This window comes from Streptomyces sp. NPDC051020 (assembly GCF_040683105.1).
Taxonomy (GTDB): domain Bacteria; phylum Actinomycetota; class Actinomycetes; order Streptomycetales; family Streptomycetaceae; genus Streptomyces.
In genome coordinates this window covers 64,462-85,493 of the sequence record NZ_JBFBCG010000027.1, presented here as the reverse complement: position 1 = coordinate 85,493, position 21,032 = coordinate 64,462, and the positions used below count along the sequence as shown (strand labels likewise).

The window sequence follows — 21,032 nt, the reverse complement described above, 5'->3', positions numbered from 1 at the left end:
GTCAACGGAGGCTGCCTCCGGGCAACTTCGGCCGACAGCGGTCCGGACCACTGGACCTCACGATTCCGTCGCACCCACCACGGCCGCCGAGCCCGCCGATCACAGCTGCTGCCGTCAGAGGTCTTGACAACTCGATGGGACACGAGTGGTTCGATGCTCGGCTGCGACGGCACGGTCTACGGATCCCCCACTACGACGTCCGGTCATGGCCATCTGACCACTGCGCAGGATGCGCGTCCGCCAGCAGTGGGGCTCGGCACGGCGCCCCCCTCGATGCGGGGCGCCGTGCCGTGGGGCGCGGTGGTGGGGGTGAGGCAAGCGGGTCGGTCGGGGATCGTTCAGCCGAGGACGGCGAGCGCGTCGATCTCGATCAGCAGGCCCTGGGGGAGGCCGACGTACACCGTCGTACGGGCGGCAGGGGCCTCCTTGAGGTTCTGCTCGCCGAAGTACGTGTTGTAGATCTCGTTCATCTCCGCGAAGTGGTCCACGTCCGTGAGGTAGACGCGCATCATCATCACGTCGTCCCAGCTCGCGCCGCCCTCCTCCAGGATCGCCTTGACGTTGGCGAACGTCTGGAGGGTCTGCTCGCGCAGCGTCGGGCCGGCCGGGGTGGGGGTCCGGCCCTCGACGGCGGGCAGGAAGCCGACCTGGCCGGCGACCTGGAGGATGTTCCCCTTCTTCACGCCGTGCGAAAACTTGGCGGGCGGCGTGGTCTGGGTGCTGGGGGTGAGGGCGGTCTTCTCGGTCATCGCGGTTCAGGCTTTCTCGGGTCGGTTGGTGCCGGAGCACTCCCGGCTGATGGTGTCGGCGGTGCGGCGCACCAGCGGGAGCAGGGTGAGGAGTTCCTCGGCCGTGACCACCACATTGGGTGCGGAGACCGACAGGGCGGCGACGACACGGCCGTCCGCGCCGCGGATCGGGGCTCCGACGCAGTTGATGGACTCCTCGTGGCCACCGAGGTCGGTGGCCCAGCCCTGTTCGCGGACGACGGCGAGCTCCTTGAGGAAGGCGCCGGCGTCCGGGACCGAACGGGACGTGTACATGGGGTAGTCGAGCTTCTCGGCGATCGCCCGCCGCTCGGGCTCGGACAGATCCGCGAGCAGCAGCTTGGCGACGGCGGCGGCGGTGATCGCGACGGGCTTGCCGATCCGCGAGTACATCCGGACGGCGTAGCGGCTCTCGACCTTGTCGATGTAGAGGACTTCCCCCTCCTCGTACACCGCGAGATGGACGGTGTGCCCGCACTGCGCGTTGAGCTCGACGAGGTGGGGGTGGGCGATCTCGCGTATGTCGAGGTTCTCGACGGCCTCCTGCGCGAGGGCGAAGAGACGGGCTCCGAGGCGGTAGCGCTGGTCCTGCCGGCGGTAGACGAGACCGTGTTCGTGCAGCGTACGGAGCAGGCGGAGCGCGGTGGACTTGTGGACGCCGAGGCGGTCGGCGACCTGGCCGAGGTCGGCTGGGCCCTCGGCGAGGAGCGGGAGGATGCTCAGTGCTCGGTCGACGGTCTGGCTCATGCCGGGTGTACCTCCTGCGGAGCCGGGCTCCGGTCGATGCCGGCGCGGCCGGCTGCCGTCCAGCCGGGACCGAGACGAAGTCTCCCCCAGGCGGCGTCGAGAGCGACGAGTTCGTCGGCGTGGGCGCGGGCCGGCGGGTCGGCGAGGTCGCCGGGGACGGCGAGGACGGCGGCGGCCATGAGGTGGCCGTGGCGGACGCGGTCGCGGACGGGGAGTTCGCGGAGAGTGGCGGGGAGGAAGCCGGCGGCGCCCCCGATCGCGCGCCCGAAGGACGGGACGTCGGCGAGACGGCCGGGCTGCGAGGGCAGGAACGTCACCATGGACTCACCGAGGCAGACGACATCGGCGGTGGCGGCTCCACGCCCCGCGGCTGCGGGTCCGGACACTCGGGGCTCCTCGCTGGTCAGCGCTCCGCACCGGCTCTCACCATTGACCCGGCGTCGGCTCGGATGTTAGACAGCGTCAAGCGACATGCGCAATGGATGTTGCACATGGTGCAACGAACAGATTTCGAGGAGGGTCCATGGCCGCCGACGAGGACGTCGCGACAGCTCCCCACACGCTTCGCGAACTCGCCGCCGAGCACGTCGACCACCGCTTCAAGGCGCTCCCGCCCGACGCCGACGGGCTCACGGTCGGCGCCCTCGCCGCCGAGCGCCGCAACCTCTTCACCGGCGGCTTCACGACGCCCGTCCTCGCCCTCTCCGCCGAGTCCGTCGCGCACAACCTCGCGCTGCTGGAGACGTACGCCGAACGTCACGGCCTCGCGTTCGCGCCGCACGGCAAGACGTCCATGGCGCCGCAGCTCTTCGCCCGGCAGCTGGAGCACGGCGCGTGGGGCATCACAGCCGCCGTTCCGCACCAGGTCCGGGTGTACCGCGCGTACGGCATCGAGCGGATCTTCCTCGCCAACGAGCTCGTGGACGCGGTCGCACTGCGCTGGCTCGCAGGCGAGCTGGACTCCGACCCCGACTTCCACTTCATCTGTTACGTCGACTCGGTGCGCGGCGTCGAGCTGATGGACGAAGCGCTGCGCGCCGCGGGTGCGGTACGTCGGGTCGACGTGGTCGTGGAACTCGGCGCCGGCGAGGGGGCCCGCACGGGTGCCCGCACCGAGGCGGACTGCGCGGCGGTCGCCGACGCGGTGGCCGCGGTGGAGACGCTGCGTCTGGTCGGAGTTGCCGGTTACGAGGGCGAGGTGCCGGACGCGTCCACCGAGCGGGTCCGGGACTGGCTGCACCGGCTCGTCCGGGTGGCCGCCGACTTCGACGCGGCGGACCGGTTCGCCGCACTGGCTGCCGACGACCGGATCGTGATCAGCGCGGGCGGCAGCGCCTGGTTCGACACGGTCGCGGACGTCTTCGCGGAGATTCCCGAACTCACCCGTTCCGTATGCAAGTTGCTGCGTTCGGGGGCGTACGTCTCACACGACGACGGGCACTATCTGCACCTCACCCCGTTCAACCGGATCCCGGAGGAGGGCGCCCTGCAGCCCGCGTTCCGCCTCTGGGCCCAGGTCGTCTCGCGGCCGTCCGACGAGCAGGCGTTCGTGAACGCGGGCAAGCGGGACGCGGCGTACGACCTCGATCTTCCGCAGGCGCAGGTCGTGCGGTCCGGGCGGGACGGCTCGGTGCGGGCCGCCACCGGCATCACCGTCACCAAGCTGTCCGACCAGCACGCGTGGCTGCGCACCGAGGCCGGGGCGGAGCTGGAGGTCGGGGACTGGATCGGCATGGGGCTGTCGCACCCGTGCACGTCGTTCGACAAGTGGCAGTTGATTCCGCTTGTCGAGGCGGACGGCACGGTCACGGACTACATCCGCACGTTCTTCTGATCCCTGCGGGCGTTGTCCTCGATTTCCGCTCCAGCCCCTTCGGCGATCGAGGAGCGGGGGTGCGGGGGCGGCGCCCCCGGTTGCGGGACGGGGCGGGGAAGGAAAAGAGCACGGGCACGGAGGCCGCACACCATGGATCTCGTCATCCGCGCCGCCGCCGCGGGCTCGACCTTCGAGGCGCCGCCCACACTGCCGGTGGGCATCCCGCACGTCCTGATCGACGGCCGCTTCGTCATCGAGGACGGCAGGCGGACCTCGGTGCCGGCAGGACGGGCGGTCCGGTCGTCCCGGTCGGTGCGCGGCTCACGGTGCCCCCTCCTCACCCCTCCGCCCGCTCCTTCGCCCAGGCCAGGTCCTCCTCGGTCGGGGCGTCGTCCTGGGTCAGCCTGCGCCGCCAGTAGCCACTGAACTCCACCGCCCGCCTGGGCATCCCGCGCTCCTCGACCAGGTGGCGACGGAGCGTCCGTACGGTCCCCGCCTCCCCCGCGAGCCATGCGGCCCCCGCCCCCGCCTCGCCCGGCAGCTCCGCCGCCCGGACCACGTCCGTCAGCTCCTCGCCCGCGTGCACCCAGCGCACGGTCACCTCGGCGGCGGACGAGAGCCGCTGCTCCTCCCCCGCGTCGGCGACCGCCACGTACGCCGCCGCGCGCATCCCGGCCGGCAGCGCTTCGAGCAGCGTGCCGATCGCGGGGAGCGCTGTCGCGTCCCCGGCCAGCAGCAGCCAGTCGGAGGCGGGCAGCGGCCGGGCGTACGCCGAGGACGGGCCGACCATGCCGAGTACGTCCCCGGGCCGCGCGGTCCACCCCCAGCGGGAGGCGGGTCCGGTGTCGCCGTGGAGCACGAAGTCGACGGTCATCTCGTTGCGCTCACGGTCGTACGCCCGGACGGTGAAGCTCCGCATCCACGGCCGGTCGGCCTCCGGGATCGCGAGGTACGCCTCGTACCACCGCATCCCGTACGTGTCGTCGGGGTCCTGCTCCGGCAGGACGGGCGCGCCCTGCCCCTTCGGGAAGCAGAGCTTCATCTGCTGATCCGGCCGTTCCTCGATCAGGCCGGCCAGCACATCTCCGGTAAAGGTGACGCGCGCCATCCGCGGCGTGATCCGTTCCACGCCCACCACCTGGACGTACGACACCGGAAGCGACTGACTCATCGGATCGGTCACCTGCTTTCTCCCTGATACCTTATGCCGTAAAGAGTCGCCTGGGCGAAGTTACTTTATGGCGTAAGGAGTCGCAAGTGGTGGTCTACGCGGGACAGGGCGACGCCCGCCGTTCGATGGCCCTGCTGTGGCGCACGGAGAGCACTCCGGCACCGGGCGGAACGGGACCGGCCCGGTCGGGGCCCAAGCCCGGACTGACCGTGGACGCGATCGTGAGCGCCGCCGTCGCCGTCGCCGACGAGGACGGCATGGCGGCGCTCTCGATGCGCGCGGTGGGCGAGCGGCTGGGCCGGACGGCCATGGCCCTCTACACGTACGTCCCCGGCAGGAGCGAGCTCCTGGACCTGATGTACGACGCGGTGCATGCCGAACTCCCGTCCGACTACCCGGACACGGACAACTGGCGTGCTTCCCTCACGCGCTGGGCGGAGGACACCCTCGCCTTCCATCTCCGCCACCCGTGGGTGCTCCAGGTCTCCCAGGCCCGACCGGTGCTGGGCCCGCACGAGTACGCCGCCCTCAACACCCTCGTACGTCTCCTGTACGGGACCGGGCTCGACGCGCATCTGCTGCGGCGGCTGATCGGCACACTGTTCCACTTCGTCCGCGGCTCGGCGCAGACGGTCGCCGAGTCCCGGCTGGCCTCGGCGGTGACCGGCCAGTCCGACGAGGAGTGGTGGTTCGCCCGCTCGGCGCTGCTCGGCGAGGTGGCCCCGGACTTCGCCGACCGCTTCCCGGACGTCGGCCGCCTGGAGAGCGAGAGCGCACCCGAGCCGCCACCGGCCGACGACCCGGTGCCCTACTTGGAGCGTCAGGCGCGCGAGACGTTCACCGCCGGGCTCGGCGTGCTGCTGGACGGAATCGAGGCGGCGGTGCGACGCACGAGCGCGCCGTGAGACCTGCGGGATCTCACGGCGCGCGGGGACGGGTGTGCGACAGTCAGGCGGTCGGGCGCCTGCGCCGGCGGCCGGTGACAAAGGACCCGACAACCCGCCACTCGCACCACGCGACGCCGCCCCACCTATGTGCGCGGCCTCTACGGCTTGGGCAGGGTGCACCCGGTCCGGTTGAGGTCGATCTGGCTGCCGGCGCCGATGCACGGCACGATGCCGTACGTCTCCTGGGCGTAGTTGATGCCCTGGCGGACCGTCACATTGCCGCTCTCGTCGACCTCGCACGGATTGTTGACCGTGCACTGCAGCCCATCCTCGTTACCGGTGTTGTTGACGGCGACGACCTTGCCGGTCGCGTTGTCGATCACCGGGGAGCCGGACGTGCCGCCAATGGTCTGGCAGGCGGAGGTGTAGCGGACCGAGTCCTTCCATGTCCACGTGCCCTCCTTCATGCGGTAGACGAAACCGTCGATGTTGCAGCTGTACGTGCGCTTCCAATAGCCGGAGACGACCGTGATCGCGGTGCCCTGGACCGGGTGCGCGGCGTTGAGCTCCAGCGCCTTGATGCCGTAGGTGCTCTCGATCTGGGCGTAGGTACGGGTGAGTTGGTACAGCGATATGTCGGTGTCGGTCATCGTCCCGTACGCGATCTTGCTGGCGCGCAGGGTGCCGACTCCGCTGCCCGCGGAGTTCAGCAGGGTGAAACTGCGGGTGGACTTCCGGCCCAGGACGACCTCACCCGGACTGGGGAAGCCGGTCTCCAGGCAGTGCCCGTTGGAGAGCACGAGCGCCGGGTCGCTCGGGAGCGAGGCGGCCGTGCGGACCACGGAGCCCGAGCAGTTGCTGAGCGCGACCGTACCGGCGAAGTCGACCGCCTTGGCCGTGATCTGCTGGGCCTGTGTCGTCTTCTGCGGCGCGGCCGCGTCGTGGCTTGTGGCCGCGACAGCGGGTGCCGTTCCCGCTCCGAGGAGCAGAACAGCGAAAAGCGCGCCGAGGAGAGGCTTCTTCATGTGGGGGTCCCCTCTATGACCTCTGTGACCGAAGTTCCTTCGGTTTTGTCATGCGCATTGTTAGGGGTGTGCGAGTCCGAGGCAAGACCGCCTTCCCGGCCTCGGGACAGTGCTTAGGGTGTACGCATGGTGCAGAGCAAGGCGGAGGACGTCGACGGATACCTGGCCGAGGTGCCGAAGGAGCGCCGGGACGCCCTGGTCAGACTGCGGTTGATGTGCCGCCAGGAACTCAAGGGCTTCAGCGAGATCATGGCCTACGGGATGCCCGCCTACGAACGGGACGGGGTCACCGAGATCGCCTTCGCGAGCCAGAAGAACTACGTCTCCATCTACCTGCTGCGCACCGATGTCCGCGCGGCATTCGAGGAGCGGCTGGCCGGACAGGACATGGGCAAGGGCTGCCTGCGCTTCCGCAAGCCGGAGAACATCGACTTCGACCTGGTGCGCGACCTGTTGAGGGCTACCGCGGCCCGGCCGGGCACGGTCTGCTGACGGGGCGGCCGGTCAGCCGCGCGCCGGTTGGGGCGCCGCCGCCACACGGCCCCGGCAGGGCCCCGCAGGGGCCGGCCATCCTGGTGGTGGGCCCTCTCTCAGCGGGCCGGTGCGGGTGCCTGTGCCGCTGCCCGGGACTCGACCGGTGCACCGAAGCGGGCCAGGCAGTGCCAGACCATCTTCAGCGACTGCGTCTCGTAACGGCCCGTCCGCGCCGCGTCCCCGATGACCCGCGGATCGAGCACGCCGCCCTGCGCAATCTCCGCGCCGAGGTCCACGAACTCCTGTCCGCGGTAGTCCGCGTGGCGGCGCAGCTCGTCGACGGAGAGCCTGAATCCGGCGTGCCATTGGGTGGCACACGGCAGTCGGCGGGCGGCTTCCTCCACGGCGGTGCCGCGGTGGCTCGGGTCGAGGACCAGGGCCTCCACGTGGCGGTCGAGCACCACCGGCCCGTGCACCTGCGCCTCGATGTAGTCGTTGAGCGCGTCCTGGCTGTCGGCCTCGGCCAGTTCGATGAGCCGCATACGGTCCGCTACGCCGAAGTCCGTGGGGTCGGCGGCACTGTCCGGGTAGCAGAACGTGGTGCGCGAAAGCGCCTCGGCGGTCAGCCGGAAGTGCGCCGAGCCGAACCGTGGCGCCGCCCCGACCTCCTTGCGCCGGAAGTTCAACGCCCCGTACACCGGGCGCTGTTCACCGGGCACGCCGTCGTACGCACCGCCGAAGATCCGGCTCTCCCAGCGCCACCGGTCGCCGCCGGGGTGCGCGGTCAGTCCGCCATTGCTGGTGCCGGTGACGAACTGCGAGTGGTAGACGCCGTCCTCGGCCAGCTTGGCCAGAACCGAACGGCCGCCCGCCATCCGGTCCGGATGGAAGTTCAGCGTGAGCGGCAGGGCCCGGTCCAGCGGCCGCCCCGAGGAAAGGGAAGCGACATGTCCAAGGGCGCGCGCCCGCGACGAGGCAGAGGCGGATGAGGGATCAGCTGTCACCAGCGAAGTCTGTCGGAACAAGGTCCGCCGTCGCACGTGGATTGCGCGTATGCGGCGAGCCCTCACGCGACTGCCGCCCAGTTGGAGAGCGGCGACTACCGCGCGGGCGTGGCCTCCAACCTCGCCATGCAGGTCGCGGCCAGTGCGACCCTGCTGCGCACGGCCGAGGAACAAGGGGTCAGCGCCGAACTGCTGACCCCCTACCTGGCGCTGATGGAGCGGCGCCTCATGGAAGCGGAGCGGGGCGGCGAGGAGGGCACCACGGGCGTCATCGACCTGCTGGTGCGCTGAGCGCCGCCGACCGTGCGGTCCCGGGTGTCCGTGCCCTACCGATCACCCGGGTCCGCCGCCTCAGCGGCCGCCGCGGTGGGGACCAGGGCCCCCGTACCAGGCGGATCCGCCCTTGGTCGGAGGCCTCCGCCGCCCCGGTTGCGTACGGTCGGACCATGACGACCGACCACGACCGCACTCTCGACCTCGACGCGTACTTCGCCCGTATCGGCTGGACCGGGGAGCGCCTCCCCACCGTGGAGGTGCTGCGTTCCGTGCACCGCGCCCATGCGCTGGGCATCCCGTTCGAGAATCTCGACCCCGTGCTCGGCAGTACGCCCTCACTGGCGCTCGCGGACCTCCAGGCGAAGCTCGTACGCAGTGAGCGCGGCGGGTACTGCTACGAGCACAACACCCTCTTCGCCGCCGTGCTGGCCGAGCTCGGATTCACGGTGAGGCTGCTCTGCGCGCGCGTGGTGCTGGGGGCCGCGCCGGGGGACGTACGGCCGCGCACCCACATGCTGATGCTGGTCGAGGTGCCGGGCGAGCCGACTCCGTATCTCGCCGATGTCGGCTTCGGCGCGAGCAGCTCGCTGCTGGAGCCGATCGCGCTGGTGGCAGACGCGGAGCTGCACGACGCACCGCGCCGTCACCGGCTCGTCCACGCACCGCACGACGGCCCGCTGCCGCTGTGGAAGCTGCAGACGCAGCCCGCGGGCGGGGAGTGGGAGGACCAGTACGCGTTCACGCTGGAGCCGTTCGAGGCGCCGGACTACGAGGTCATCAACTGGCACATCGCGACCAATCCGCGCTCCCCGTTCCAGCACCTGGTGTACGTCCAGCGCACCACTGCGGACCGCCACATGGCACTGTCCGGCCGGAAGCTCACGAAGACGGCGCCCGACGGCACGCAGAAGGAACGGGAGCTGGCGGACGGCGACGAACTACTGCGGGTCCTGGCGGACGATTTCGGCATCCGTCTCCCGGACGGCACGCGCCTGCCCGAGTGACGGCGGCGACCCCTTCGCGTGGCGCATCTCACCCGCCCCGGCCCGCCACACACCCATTCCAAGCCGCGTCACCGTCCCCGGCCAGGGTTCCCACGGCCGGGGACGACGGGTACATGGCGATGGAAGACCGGGCGGGCGAACCGGGTTCCCCGGGCGGGTCAACCTGCGGGCAAACCCCGCGCACCCGGCGAAACACCACCGTATCCTCGCTGGCATGCAGGTGATCCAGTCGACGAAGCTCGCCAATGTCTGTTACGAGATCCGGGGCCCCGTGCTCGAGGAGGCGATGCGGCTGGAAACAGCTGGTCACCGCATCCTCAAGCTGAACACCGGCAACCCCGCGGCATTCGGGTTCGAGTGCCCGCCCGAGATTCTCGAAGACATACTGCGCAACCTCTCCGGAGCGCACGGTTACGGCGATGCGAAGGGGCTGCTGTCCGCGCGCCGCGGGGTGATGCAGCACTACCAGACCAAGGGGATCCCCCTCGACGTCGAGGACATCTACCTGGGCAACGGCGTCTCCGAGCTGATCCAGATGTCGATGCAGGCGCTGCTCGACGACGGCGACGAGGTGCTCGTACCCGCGCCGGACTATCCGCTGTGGACCGCCTCCGTGTCGCTGGCCGGCGGTACCGCCGTGCACTACCGGTGCGACGAGCAGGCCGACTGGATGCCGGACCTCGCCGACATCGAGCGGAAGATCACGGACCGCACCAAGGCGATCGTGATCATCAACCCGAACAATCCGACGGGTGCGGTCTACGACGACGAGATGCTGCGCGGGCTGACGGAGATCGCCCGCCGCCACAACCTGGTGGTCTGCTCCGACGAGATCTACGACCGGATCCTGTACGACGGTGCGACACACACCCCGACGGCGGCCATCGCGCCCGATCTGCTGGTGCTCACGTTCAACGGGCTCTCCAAGAACTACCGGGTGGCGGGTTACCGGTCCGGGTGGCTGGCGGTCTGCGGCCCGAAGGGGCACGCCGCCTCGTACATCGAAGGGCTGACGATCCTCGCCAATATGCGACTGTGCGCCAATATGCCGTCGCAGCACGCGGTGGCCGCGGCGCTCGGCGGGCGGCAGTCGATCGACGACCTGGTGCTGCCGGGCGGGCGGATCCTGGAGCAGCGGGACGTCGCGTACGACCTGCTGACGCAGATCCCGGGCGTCACCTGCGTGAAGCCGAAGGGGGCGCTGTACCTCTTCCCGCGGCTCGACCCCGCGGTCTACAAGATCAAGGACGACCGGCAGATGGTCCTCGACCTGCTGCGGGCCGAGAAGATCATGGTCGTGCAGGGCACGGGGTTCAACTGGCCGGAACCCGATCACTTCCGGATCGTGACGCTGCCGTCGGCCAAGGATCTGGCGGATGCGGTGACCAGGATCGGCGCGTTCCTGGACGGGTACGGGCAGCCGTGAGGCAGCCGGATCCCGACACCGCTCAACTTTAGACTGAATCCAATGTAGGATGGTCTCCTGACCGTGAGCAGGAGGCCATCCCCATGTACGAGCCGATCCGCACCAAGTCGGTCCACTCGATGGCCGACGCAGCGCAGTACCCCCACCGCACCCGCGAGGAGGAGCTGGACATCCAGCTCGCCGGGCATCTGGCCGCCCTGCTCGCCGTCACCGACGAACTGGGGCTCGACCGGCCGGGCGACCGCATTGCCGAGCAGGTGGCCCGGCTGCGCGGGGCGCCGCCGGCGCGGCATGCCGCGCTGACCCGGGCCGACCCCGCCGCATTGCACCACCGGGCGCTCGCCCTTGCCGGCCGCGCGCTCGTCGTCGCCGCGTCCCGCGCGGACACCGCCGCCGCGATTCTCGCCGCCGAGCGCATGGACGCACACACCGCCGCCCTGCGTGACACCGAGCTGATCGGCGCCCCCTGACGGCCCCGGTCCGCGGGCCGGGGAGGCGCGCGGACCGGGTGCCCTTCATGTGCCGCAGCCGGCCGGGCCACCGCGGCCCCCGGTCAGGCGTTCACGAGTTCCCTCGAGCCCAGCTTCTGCCGGGCGAATTCGAGGTTGCCGGTCACGCGGTCGCGGTCATCGGACGGCACCTTGCCGCTTTCGAGGAGGCGTTGGCCGCATTGCTCGGACTCCTCGTAGTTTCCGGTCCAGTAAGCGGCCACGGCGAGTTCGTCGAGTACGCGCCAGTCGTACCATTCGAACTCGACGAACAGAATGTCTTTCGGGTACGGGATCTCCGCTGCTTGCTGCGCGAACATGTGCGCAAGTGGCCAACGCGGGCCGTTGAGGCGGCAGTAGCGTGCGAGTTCACCGAGGGCTTCGGCGCGCGAGGGACGGCTTTCGTGCGCGCGGAGGTAGCGGTCGATCACCTCGGCCGGCCGCCGGCCGAGCTCTTCCGCGAGCCGTGCGGCATAGAGGTGGGCACAGAAGACTTCCTCGGCGAATCCGCCCATGCCCGCCCGGCGGTCGTAGGCGGCGAGTGACTTCTTCGGCTCTCCGGCATCGCGCCAGCTCTGGGCGAGGTAGAAGACGTAGCGGGAGTTGTCGGGTTCCTTGATCAGGCCTTGCTGAAGGGCCTTGGCGTCGCGCAGGTACTTCTTCCGCTGCCCTTCTCCCCTCAGGCGTGCGCCGCCCCCCACCGAGAGGATGTTGGCGCCTTTGAACGTCCCGAGGGTGTACGGCGTTCCGCAGTCGATGTACTCGTGCAGGACGCCGACGTAGCGCCAGGGCAGCCGGTTTGAGACCAGTGCGAGGCGCCAGTGGGTGATGGGGCCGTCGTGCAGTGCGACTTGGTAGGCGTCGTGGGTCAGCTCCGGCATGCGAAAGCCGGGCTCCACCTCCATCTCGTCATCGGCGTCGATGAACAGCAGATAGTCCGCTTCGGCGCGCGCCAGGTCGATCGCCTCGCTGCGGCTCCCGTCGTATCCCTTCCAGGGACTTTCGTGCAGGGCGCCGGGCAGATCACTGAAGACGTCACGGATGACGTCCTGGGTTCCGTCGGTCGAGCCGGTGTCCAGGATGACCCACGTGTCGATCAAAGGGCGCACGGATTCGAGGCAGCGTCTGATGACCGGGGCCTCGTTCTTGACGATCATGTTCAGGCAGACCGTTGATTTCACGGGTCACCTCCAACTCGGTGAGGTAGAAGACCGGCGTCACGACGTCAGCTCGGGCGCTTGAGCAGGACGAAGCCCTGTTCCTTGGCCACGGTGAAATATCCCTGTGCCTGGGCAATGCCCAGGGCCTGCTGTTCCTCAAGGACGTTCAGCGGCCACCGCTGATTGAACGGCACCAAGGTGTCGACCATGATCCACTGAGGATTGGGGCGGCTGTCGGCCCAGCCGTAGAGGCTGACACTCGTACGGTTCGTGAGCTGGGGCACAAGCAGATTGGATGCCTGGACCGTGGCGCCGTCAGGGATCCGGTCCATCAGACGGTGGGCGGCAGCGATGCGGGGATCGTCCCGCCAGGTGGCCGGCTGGACCAGTTGCCAGAACGGATACTGAGGAAGGATCAGGAGTGTGATCGCAGCGGAGCCGGCGAGGTATCGTCGCAGGCTGCTCCTGCTCGGCTTCCGTCGGATCAAGGCGTCGATGAACGCCGCGAAGACGATCGGCATCAGCACGAGCGAATAGTGGTAGGCGGTGCCCCAGTGGGTGCTGAGACCTGAGGCGAAACGCCACATCAGAGTCGGCAGTGCGATCCACATCAGCGGGGACCGCAGGGCCAGGAACAGGGTCGGGGCCAGCACGAGCAGGAGCATCGAGATCTTGGCCTCGGGGGTGATGAGACCGATCGTGCTCTTGTACAGCAGATCCGTCAGCCCACCCTCGCTGCCTTCCGAGCCATTCAGCCAGTGCCAGTAGTCGTAGGACCCGTTCGGACTGAAGGCCGGCAGAATGACCATCGTCGCCAGCAGCGCCCCGGCCAGACCGACTGCGGCGGTGATGATCCCGAGCCTGCGGTCGCCACGCCGGGCGATGACGAGGCCGATCACGACCACGGTGAGCCCGAGGTCCTCCTTCACCAGCAGCAGGGGCAGAGCCCAGCAGACCGCGGCACGCATCCGGCCCGTCGCGAGAGCGGTGAGTGAGCATGCGAGAAGGGGAACGGCGAAGGCCCACTCATGGAAGTCGGAGCCGACCCCGCTCGCAAGTCCCCAGGAGAGGCCGTAGCAGACCCCGATGACCGCGGCGGCGGGGGAGCCCAGCGCTCGGCGCGCCCACAGAGTCAGGGGCAGAACGCTCGCGGCGATCAGCGCCGCCTGCACCACGAGCAGGGCCATCGCCGAAGGCCACAGCCGGTAGACGGGTGCCACCAGGGCCAGAATGGGAGAGAAATGGTCCCCCAGGATGGGAAAGTCCGGTCCCTTGACTTCGGAGACGGGCAGGTGCCCATGCGCGTAAGAGCGGACGACCTGCTCGAAGATTCCCAGGTCGAAGCTGTGGGAGAGCATGCGCTGATGGATACGCAAGGACAACGTTGCGTATGTGAAGAACAGCGTTCCCGCCAGGGCCCAGATCCACCACGGGATGTCGGAGCGGCTCCCGCGAGACGGTTCGGCTACCAGCCCTTCATCCACAGTAGATTTTTGTTGCGCCGGGAGCGTGGCACTGTCAGTGGGTGGGGCATGCATGACTTATTCCTTCCGGAAAGCTGACCCTGAGGGCCTCAAGACGCCAGCAGCCTTCACGGCTTGGCTCTGAGCCGCCATGTGCGCGCGCGGAATACTCCGAACAGCGGCACACCTGGGGCGTGGTGGAGTCACCCGCGCTTTACGCGAGGGGCATTGACCGATGCCTGCCGCACCGTTACCGACTTGATGACGACGGCCTTCTTCGGCTTTCCGTCGGAGGATCCGTCCTGCGTCCCGTTCCTGGCGATCGCCTTCAGTACGTCCAATCCGCTCACGACTTTCGCAAAGGGAGTCCATGCGGACGACATGGGAACAGCAGGATCGGCATAACTGATGAAGAACTGACTGCCGTTCCTACCGGGAACCACCTTTGACATCGCCACGGTGCCGGCCGAATATTCGGCTCCGTCCAGATTCTCGTCTTCGAAGAAATAGCCCGGATCGGCTGCGCCTTCCCCTTTGGGGTCACCGCAGTCCAGTACGAAAATCCCTCGGGTCGTGACACGGTGACACTTGCTGCCGTCGTAGTACCCCTTCCGCGCCAGGAAGGAGAAGGAGTTGGTGGCGCAGGGCGCCTTGTCGGTCAAGGCCTCCAAGGTGATGGTTCCCCGGTTGGTCACGAGTTCTGCCGTGTACGGCCGGGCTGCGGCGGAGGCGTCGAAGGTGGGAATTCCCACAGACTTTGCACCATTGGTGAGTTTGTATGAGCACGTGACCGGCGGCTTCGCATCGACACTGTTTCCCGTCAGGGAGACCGCCGCCCATGTCAGTCCTGAACACGTCGTGGTCACGGCGAGTGCGACCGTCGCCACCCTGACCACACGCTTTCTGGCCCTGGTATAGAAATTCATCTTTCCTTGAAAATCTCTGACGGACATTCGAGCCTCGATTTGGCGAGTGGGATCTGATGAAGCATGCAGAGCGTATCCATCCGCCTGTGTGCCTGCTGCACCGACACACACTCGGGATTGAAACCACTACTGGGCTGCGTGGCCCAACTCTTCGATGGCCTATCCCCTTTCAGCCCCTGCATCCCTCTGCCGATCGCCTGAACGTCTGGTGTGTCTCACCCACTTTCTTGCATACGCCCCCGAATGTTGCGTCAGAGGCTCTGCGTGCCTCTCGAGACCACTTCATTCGGTTCCACAAGGAGCAAATTCATGAGTCCTGAGAACAGGACCCCCGCACGTCTGGGCCCGGTGCCCCGAGGTCGCAAGTGGCTGGCCGGCGGTGCGATGGCAACGCTGAGCCTTGTCGTGCTGGGCTTCTCCAGCCCTGCGATGGCGGCCGCCCAGAGCGCCTTCTCTCCTCGTGAGATGAACCGTCCTGTGCTTATGGGCGGTGACAAGTGCGAGCACAAGAAGAACAAGCACGACAGGGACGAGTGCTGCGACCAGCACAAGAACAAGCACGACAGGGACAAGTGCAAGGAGAAGGGTAAGCGCGGGCCCACCGGACCCACCGGCCCGACGGGTCCGCACGGCGCCACGGGGCCGACCGGACCCACAGGTCAGAACGGCGAGAACGGCGAGAACGGAGCCACGGGACCGACCGGACCCACCGGAGCCACGGGAGCCACGGGAGCCACGGGACGCACCGGGGCCACCGGTGCCACGGGACGCACCGGAGCCACCGGAGCCACCGGACGCACCGGAGCCACCGGACCCACGGGACCGACCGGACCCACGGGTCAGAACGGCGAGAACGGCGAGAACGGCGAGAACGGAGCCACGGGACCGACCGGGCCCACGGGACCGACCGGAGCCACGGGAGCCACCGGAGCCACCGGAGCCACGGGACGCACCGGCCCCACCGGAGCCACGGGACGCACCGGCCCCACCGGAGCCACCGGAGCCACTGGTGCCAACGGGTGCGGCACCGACATCGACTCCCTCCTCCCCAGCAGCACGGAGGAATTCAGCGTCTTCCTGGTCAACGGGATTGCGTATGGGGGCCACCGGAACAACCCCACGGCGGGGCCCTACGTCCGCGAGAACCTCACCAACCCGGCGCAGAACCCCGACTACCCCGACCCCGCCACTGTCTGTGCCGCCACCATCTCGTCCCAGGGCGGCGAGGAAAGCGCCCTCCTTGCGACCGGGGTGGTGAACTTCAAGGTGATCACCACAGCGGGAAACGTGTGGGAGCTGCAGTGCACCAAGACTGGGGTGGGTCTCATCGACTGTGGTAGCACCGCTGTCGGGGACCAGAGGCCTTGGAAGCAGGTGGTCTTCGCGGACGTACCCAGCGGACCGTTCCTGACCCAGGAGCCGCCGAACATGGGAGAGCAGCCCAGCCCGCTGAGCCCGATGGAGCAGCTGCTGAACAGCATCGACCGCAACAGGGCGCCGAAGTCGGACACGAACGCAACCGACAAGGGACTCTCGAAGAACTAGAAACGGTCCCGACCTCATTGGGATCCCCCTGAAGTGTGCCGTGCCCGGGGTCGTCCGGGCACGGCACACGTGCGTGCGCCGTGCGGGACAGCCCACGTCCTTCCTGTGATCGGGTTGCCCGAGAGAATCGACCGATCCCGTTGCGTACTGGGATACGCACTTCACCTGACGTCCACTCAACTCGGCCCGGAATTTAGGCTTCCGCGAGCAGGCTGTCTCCGTGAGACGCATCGTGGGAATCGTCCTGGCGGTGCTGCTGATCGGCGGAGTGGCAGTAGCCGTCGTAGCAGGCCGCGACAGCAAGGACACGAGCACGGCAACGAAGACCGTGCGTGGAGTGATCGGGTCGGAGAAGGCGGAGTTCTTCGCCGATCCCGATGTGGTGAAGGCCCTTGCTGCCAAGGGGTTCACCGTGAAGGCGGAGACGTCCGGGTCCTGGGCCATGGACCGACTTCCCCTGAAGGGGTACGACTTCGCCTTCCCCGGCTCGAAGGCCCCGGCCGATGAACTGCAGCGCAAGTTCCCCGTCAAGGGCGGCCCGCTCAGGCCCTTCTACTCGCCGCTCGTCGTCGTCGCGCACCGCGGCGCCGCGCAGGTGCTGGCGGACAACGGGCTGGCGACGCTGAACGGCAAGTCCAGCGGGAAGCTGCGCATGGCCCCGTATCTGAAGGCCGCGAAGGCGGACCGGACCTGGCAGCAGCTCAAGGGCGCAAGCAAGCATGCCGAGTTGACCGGGACGGTGTTCATCGCGAGCACCGACCCCGTCGCCTCCAACTCCGGCGCGCTCTACCTCGCCGCCGCCTCGTACGTCGCCGACGGCGGCCGGGTGGCCGCAGACGACGCCGCGATCGACCGCACTGCGCCGCTGCTGAAGAAGCTGATCCAGGTACAGGGTGCGCAGCAGACCAGCAGTGACGCGCCGTTCCGGGACTTCATCAGCGGAGTCGGCAATCCGCTGGTCCTGGTGTACGAGTCACAGGTCGCCTCGCTGCTGTTGCAGAAGCAGCAGCAGGAGCTCGGGGATCTGGTCGTCCTCTACCCGGACACCACCGTTTCCAGCGATCACACCCTCGTACCGCTGACCGCCTCGGGCCGGCAGCTCGGCGAGCTGCTCTCCACCGACCCCGGGCTGCGCAAGCTGGCCGTGCGCCACGGCTTCCGCCCCCAGGGCGCGGCGGCCGAGTTCACCGCCGCGACCGCCGGCCACACCGACTACATCGACCAACAGCTGACCGGGATCCGCCAGGCGCCCGTGCCCACCGCAACGGTGATGCGCACGATGGCCCGCCGGAGCCGGGGCTGATGACACACGCCTTCCGGGAGACCTCACCCATGAACGAAGCCGAGCCGCAGCCGCTCGTCCTCACCCCGCCCGAGCCCGTCGCCCCCGTCCGTACCGAGCAGGCCGCCGGCCTCGTCCCGGTCGACGACTCCGTGCGCACGGAGATGACGCGACGCGCCACCGAGTACGTCGGCAGCCTCGCCGGCCTCGATGCCCGCTCACCCGAATTCACCACCAGGATCGGGGAGATCGCCGCCCTCGGGCAGGGCGACATCCGCAGCGCCGCCCAGCAGTCCAACCGGATGCTGGACCGTACGGTCCGTGAGCTCTCGGCCGGGTCGGGGGACGGGGACGCCCAGTCGAGGGTCGGCGCCTCGCTCGTCGAGCTGCGCCGCACCGTCGAGGACCTCGACCCGCGCGACACGCCGGGCCGCGGCGCCCGCCGGCTGCTGGCGAAGCTGCCCGGCGGCAACAGGCTGCGCGATCATGTCGCGAAGTACGCCTCCGCGCAGTCCACCCTCAACAGGATCGTGGGATCGCTCCGCGGCGGCCAGGACGAACTGCGCCGCGACAACGCCGCCCTGCACACCGAGCGCACCCGGCTCTGGGAGACGATGGGCAAGCTCCAGGAGTACGTGGTCCTGACGGAGGCCCTGGACGGCGCCGTCGAGCAGCGCATCCGGGCGACGGAGGCCGCCGACCCGGTGCAGGCGGACGCCCTGCGGGCCGATGTGCTGTTCCCCGTACGGCAGAAGCACCAGGATCTGCTGACCCAGCTCGCGGTCTGTGCGCAGGGGTACCTGGCGATGGATGTCGTACGCCGCAACAACGAGGAGCTGATCAGGGGCGTCGACCGCGCCGCGACGACGACCGTCTCCGCGCTGCGGATCGCCGTGATGCTGGCATCGGCGCTGGAGAGCCAGCGCAAGGTGACCGAGCAGGTGCAGGTGCTGCGCTCCACGACGGAGGATCTGATCCGTGGCAATGCGGAGATGCTCGCCACGCAGGGCGGGGAGATCCAGCGGATCGCCGCCGACCCGGCGGTGGGCGCGGAGACACTGCGGACGGCGTTCCAGCAGATCTACCGGACGCTGGACGCGATCGACACCTACAAGGTGCAGGCGACCGAGTCCATGGCGGCGACGGTCGAGTCGTTGACGGCCGAACTCCAGCAGGCCGGCTCCCACTTGGAGCGCAGCCGGTCCGCAGGGGCCCTTGAGGGCGGCGGTCTCGGATGACGGGCCGGCTCAGAAGACTGCGCCGTCGGGTGTCGCGCACGCTCGCCGCACTGCTGGCCGCCGCGGTGCTCGCGCCGATCGCCGCGTGTTCGGCCGCGGACGTCCCCGCGGCGTCCGGGAAGAAGGACGACGGCGCTCCGCGGGCCGGAACGCTGCGCGTACTGGCGTCCAGCGAACTCGCCGACATGAAGCCGCTGTTGGAGCAGGCGCGGAAGGCAACCGGAATCACCGTGCGGCCCACCTGGACCGGGACGCTCGACGCCGTCCAGCAGCTCGGCTCCGGGAAGGCGGACGCGGCGTACGACGCGGTGTGGCTGTCGTCCGACGACTATCTGCGGCTCCACCCGGAGGCGGCTAAGCGGATCACTTCCGAGACACCGCTGATGACGTCGCCGGTCGCCCTCGGCGTCAAGCCGGCGGTGGTGAAGCGGCTGGGCTGGGACCCGTCGCGCGTCACCTGGTCGCAGGTGCACCGGGCGGTGGCCGACGGGGAGCTGACGTACGGAATGACGGATCCGGCGCGCTCCAACTCCGGTTTCGCCGCACTGGTTTCGGTCGCTTCGGCGCTGTCGGGCGCCCAGTCGGCACTGACCGACGCCGATGTCCGCAAGGCGAGCGGGAAGCTGGCGGAGTTCTTCGGCGGGCAGCGGCTGACCTCCGGTTCGTCCGGCTGGCTGGCCACCGCGTACGCCCGGCGGGGCACGGTCGACGCGCTGATCAACTACGAGTCGGTGCTGCTGTCCCTCAACCGGGACAGTCGTACCGGGCTGACGGTGATCCGCCCGCGCGACGGCGTGGTGACGGCCGACTACCCGCTGAGCCTGCTCTCCGCGGCCTCGCCGGACGCGAAGGACTCGGTGCGCGCCCTGACCTCGTACCTCCGCTCCCCCGCCGTGCAGCGGCAGCTGACCCGGGAGACGTTCCGCCGCCCGGTCGTCGCTTCCGTACGACCCGCGGCGCCGCTGGCCGCCGAGGCTCGCCGTGAACTACCCTTCCCCGGCTCGCGATCCGTCGCGGACGGGCTGCTCGACCAATACGAGAACAAGCTCCGGCGGCCCTCGCGCACCGTGTACGTCCTGGACACGTCCGGGTCGATGAAGGGCGAGCGGCTCCGGAAGCTGAAGGCGGCGCTGACCGGGCTGACCGGGGACTTCCGGGAGCGTGAGGAGGTCACGCTGCTGCCGTTCGGGTCGTCGGTGAAGCGGGCGCGCACTCATACGGTCGATCCCGCCGATCCGCAGGCGGGGCTTGCGGCGATCAAGGCGGACACCGCCGCCCTGACCGCGAGCGGCGAGACGGCGATCTTTTCGAGTCTGGAGTCCGCCTACGACCGGCTGGGTCCGGACACCGAGTCCGCGTTCACCTCGATCGTCCTGATGACGGACGGCGAGAACACGACGGGCGACTCGGCCGACGACTTCGCCGGCTTCTACCGTTCGCTCCCGGCCGCGCGTCGCGTCACCCCTGTCTTCCCGGTCGTCTTCGGCGACTCGGACCGTGCGGAGCTGGACGCGATCGCCTCCCTGACCGGCGGCCGGCTCTTCGACGCGACGAAGGATCAGGGGCCGGGCTCCCTGGACGGTGCCTTCGAGGAGATCCGTGGCTACCAGTAGAGCGCCGGGCCGGTTCCTGGCGTACATCGAGTCGCGCAAGAACCTCACCGGGAGCGCCTGCGGGATCGCGGGGCTCGCCCTCACCTTCACCGGGCTCGCGGGCGCGTACTGGCCGGTGGTGATCGTCGGGCTGTACGGCGCAGGTGCGCTGATTGCTCCGCCGGAGCGGCCATCCGCTCCGGACTTCCCCGACCCGTCGTCCCAACTGGAGTCGTTGCGGGCCGACTTCGTGACCCTGCGGGCCTATCTGGACGAGGTGGAGCTGCCGCCCGCCGCGTCCGGGCGGCTCGTCGAGCTGACGGAGCTGCTGGCGGGGCTGCTCGAACCCGGCTGGGTCTCCGAGGCCCTCGCCACCGATCCGGAAGGCATCCACGCCCTGTCGCGCGCCGTGCACCAGGACATCCCGGAGTCCGTCGACACGTATCTGCGGACACGCTGGTGGACCCGGATCGCACCGGGCACGGAGCCGCCCGAGCGCCATCTCGAACAGCAGCTGTCGCTGCTGCACCGGGAGGCGGAGTCGCTGGTCGCGGGGTTGCGGGAGGCCGAGGCGCGTCGGCAGCAGACGCACACGCGGTACCTGGAGGACCGGGGCCGGTCCGACTGAGCCCCGCCCGACGGGAAGCCGCCCGCCTGCATGGAGTCCCCCACGTCCTCGGTCGGCCTCCGCGACGCCGCCTCCCACCTGCCGGTCGGTCTCACGGCGACGCGCGGACGTCC

General features: G+C 69.4%; 20 protein-coding genes and 2 pseudogenes. 12 read left to right on the top strand and 10 right to left on the bottom strand.

The features are described from left to right. Nucleotides 1–338: 338 nt before the first annotated feature. The 3 genes and pseudogenes from AB0N06_RS17140 to AB0N06_RS17130 all read right to left on the bottom strand — a co-directional run. Complete coding sequence (locus AB0N06_RS17140) at nucleotides 339–749, bottom strand: RidA family protein (RefSeq protein ID WP_366135483.1); 411 nt, start codon at nucleotides 747–749, stop codon at nucleotides 339–341. 6 nt (nucleotides 750–755) lie between these two features. Further along, nucleotides 756–1,514: an IclR family transcriptional regulator gene (locus AB0N06_RS17135; protein ID WP_366135482.1), complete on the bottom strand. Its 759-nt coding sequence runs from the start codon at nucleotides 1,512–1,514 to the stop codon at nucleotides 756–758. Beyond that, nucleotides 1,511–1,762 (bottom strand): annotated as a pseudogene (locus AB0N06_RS17130) (hypothetical protein); the annotation flags it as partial. The pseudogene AB0N06_RS17130 and the gene AB0N06_RS17135, both read right to left, overlap by 4 nt. 275 nt (nucleotides 1,763–2,037) lie before the next feature. On the opposite strand from AB0N06_RS17130, the gene AB0N06_RS17125 reads away from it, so the two are divergent. Further along, nucleotides 2,038–3,348: an alanine racemase gene (locus AB0N06_RS17125; protein WP_366135481.1), complete on the top strand. Its 1,311-nt coding sequence runs from the start codon at nucleotides 2,038–2,040 to the stop codon at nucleotides 3,346–3,348. On the opposite strand, the gene AB0N06_RS17120 is transcribed toward AB0N06_RS17125, so the two are convergent. Both AB0N06_RS17120 and AB0N06_RS17115 read right to left on the bottom strand, forming a co-directional pair. Further along, the gene (locus AB0N06_RS17120) at nucleotides 3,327–3,671 is read right to left on the bottom strand and encodes a hypothetical protein (protein WP_366135505.1); all 345 of its coding nucleotides are present in this window, start codon (nucleotides 3,669–3,671) and stop codon (nucleotides 3,327–3,329) included. The genes AB0N06_RS17125 and AB0N06_RS17120 overlap by 22 nt on opposite strands. Further along, on the bottom strand, nucleotides 3,668–4,501 hold the full coding sequence (locus AB0N06_RS17115) for a siderophore-interacting protein (RefSeq protein ID WP_366135480.1): 834 nt from the start codon (nucleotides 4,499–4,501) through the stop codon (nucleotides 3,668–3,670). Before AB0N06_RS17115 ends, AB0N06_RS17120 begins: the two co-directional genes overlap by 4 nt. A gap of 86 nt (nucleotides 4,502–4,587) precedes the next feature. Here AB0N06_RS17115 and AB0N06_RS17110 point away from each other — a divergent pair, with 86 nt between their 5' ends. Further along, nucleotides 4,588–5,406 (top strand): TetR/AcrR family transcriptional regulator C-terminal domain-containing protein, encoded by an 819-nt coding sequence (locus tag AB0N06_RS17110; protein WP_366135479.1) that lies wholly within the window; start codon nucleotides 4,588–4,590, stop codon nucleotides 5,404–5,406. Nucleotides 5,407–5,546: 140 nt separating this feature from the next. Here AB0N06_RS17110 and AB0N06_RS17105 read toward each other — a convergent pair whose 3' ends face one another. Continuing rightward, nucleotides 5,547–6,413, bottom strand: a complete 867-nt coding sequence (locus tag AB0N06_RS17105; protein WP_366135478.1) for a serine protease — start codon at nucleotides 6,411–6,413, stop codon at nucleotides 5,547–5,549. 126 nt (nucleotides 6,414–6,539) lie between these two features. Here AB0N06_RS17105 and AB0N06_RS17100 point away from each other — a divergent pair, with 126 nt between their 5' ends. Next, a complete protein-coding gene (locus AB0N06_RS17100) occupies nucleotides 6,540–6,905 on the top strand; it encodes a DUF1801 domain-containing protein (RefSeq protein ID WP_366135477.1) in 366 nt (121 codons plus the stop codon). A 98-nt stretch (nucleotides 6,906–7,003) separates the two neighbouring features. Here the strand turns inward: AB0N06_RS17100 and AB0N06_RS17095 are convergent, their stop codons facing one another. After that, the gene (locus AB0N06_RS17095; protein ID WP_366135476.1) at nucleotides 7,004–7,891 is read right to left on the bottom strand and encodes a DUF3626 domain-containing protein; all 888 of its coding nucleotides are present in this window, start codon (nucleotides 7,889–7,891) and stop codon (nucleotides 7,004–7,006) included. Nucleotides 7,892–7,942: 51 nt separating this feature from the next. On the opposite strand from AB0N06_RS17095, the pseudogene AB0N06_RS17090 reads away from it, so the two are divergent. From AB0N06_RS17090 to AB0N06_RS17075, 4 genes and pseudogenes are all read left to right on the top strand, one after another. After that, a pseudogene (locus AB0N06_RS17090) lies at nucleotides 7,943–8,182 on the top strand (NAD(P)-dependent oxidoreductase); the annotation flags it as partial. A 155-nt stretch (nucleotides 8,183–8,337) separates the two neighbouring features. Next, on the top strand, nucleotides 8,338–9,171 hold the full coding sequence (locus AB0N06_RS17085; protein WP_366135475.1) for an arylamine N-acetyltransferase: 834 nt from the start codon (nucleotides 8,338–8,340) through the stop codon (nucleotides 9,169–9,171). A 214-nt stretch (nucleotides 9,172–9,385) separates the two neighbouring features. Beyond that, the gene (locus AB0N06_RS17080) at nucleotides 9,386–10,597 is read left to right on the top strand and encodes a pyridoxal phosphate-dependent aminotransferase (protein ID WP_358857871.1); all 1,212 of its coding nucleotides are present in this window, start codon (nucleotides 9,386–9,388) and stop codon (nucleotides 10,595–10,597) included. 83 nt (nucleotides 10,598–10,680) lie between these two features. Continuing rightward, on the top strand, nucleotides 10,681–11,067 hold the full coding sequence (locus tag AB0N06_RS17075; RefSeq protein ID WP_366135474.1) for a hypothetical protein: 387 nt from the start codon (nucleotides 10,681–10,683) through the stop codon (nucleotides 11,065–11,067). A gap of 83 nt (nucleotides 11,068–11,150) precedes the next feature. On the opposite strand, the gene AB0N06_RS17070 is transcribed toward AB0N06_RS17075, so the two are convergent. The 3 genes from AB0N06_RS17070 to AB0N06_RS17060 form a co-directional block, all read right to left on the bottom strand. After that, on the bottom strand, nucleotides 11,151–12,266 hold the full coding sequence (locus tag AB0N06_RS17070; RefSeq protein WP_366135473.1) for a glycosyltransferase: 1,116 nt from the start codon (nucleotides 12,264–12,266) through the stop codon (nucleotides 11,151–11,153). A 44-nt stretch (nucleotides 12,267–12,310) separates the two neighbouring features. Further along, entirely contained in the window at nucleotides 12,311–13,603 is a 1,293-nt protein-coding gene (locus AB0N06_RS17065; protein ID WP_366135472.1) for a DUF2079 domain-containing protein, read from the bottom strand. Between the two features lie 308 nt (nucleotides 13,604–13,911). Further along, nucleotides 13,912–14,634, bottom strand: a complete 723-nt coding sequence (locus AB0N06_RS17060) for a peptidylprolyl isomerase (protein ID WP_366135471.1) — start codon at nucleotides 14,632–14,634, stop codon at nucleotides 13,912–13,914. Between the two features lie 309 nt (nucleotides 14,635–14,943). On the opposite strand from AB0N06_RS17060, the gene AB0N06_RS17055 reads away from it, so the two are divergent. The 5 genes from AB0N06_RS17055 (at nucleotide 14,944) to AB0N06_RS17035 (ending at nucleotide 20,919) form a co-directional block, all read left to right on the top strand. Further along, complete coding sequence (locus AB0N06_RS17055; RefSeq protein WP_366135470.1) at nucleotides 14,944–16,179, top strand: hypothetical protein; 1,236 nt, start codon at nucleotides 14,944–14,946, stop codon at nucleotides 16,177–16,179. Between the two features lie 232 nt (nucleotides 16,180–16,411). Next, nucleotides 16,412–17,482 carry a hypothetical protein gene (locus AB0N06_RS17050; RefSeq protein ID WP_366135502.1) on the top strand — a complete coding sequence of 357 codons (1,071 nt, stop codon included), beginning with the start codon at nucleotides 16,412–16,414 and terminating at the stop codon, nucleotides 17,480–17,482. A gap of 29 nt (nucleotides 17,483–17,511) precedes the next feature. Further along, nucleotides 17,512–18,699, top strand: coding sequence for a toxic anion resistance protein (locus AB0N06_RS17045; RefSeq protein ID WP_366135469.1), 1,188 nt, complete (start codon nucleotides 17,512–17,514; stop codon nucleotides 18,697–18,699). After that, entirely contained in the window at nucleotides 18,696–20,312 is a 1,617-nt protein-coding gene (locus AB0N06_RS17040; protein WP_366135468.1) for a substrate-binding and VWA domain-containing protein, read from the top strand. Before AB0N06_RS17045 ends, AB0N06_RS17040 begins: the two co-directional genes overlap by 4 nt. Next, nucleotides 20,299–20,919, top strand: a complete 621-nt coding sequence (locus AB0N06_RS17035; RefSeq protein WP_366135467.1) for a hypothetical protein — start codon at nucleotides 20,299–20,301, stop codon at nucleotides 20,917–20,919. Before AB0N06_RS17040 ends, AB0N06_RS17035 begins: the two co-directional genes overlap by 14 nt. Nucleotides 20,920–21,032: the final 113 nt, after the last annotated feature.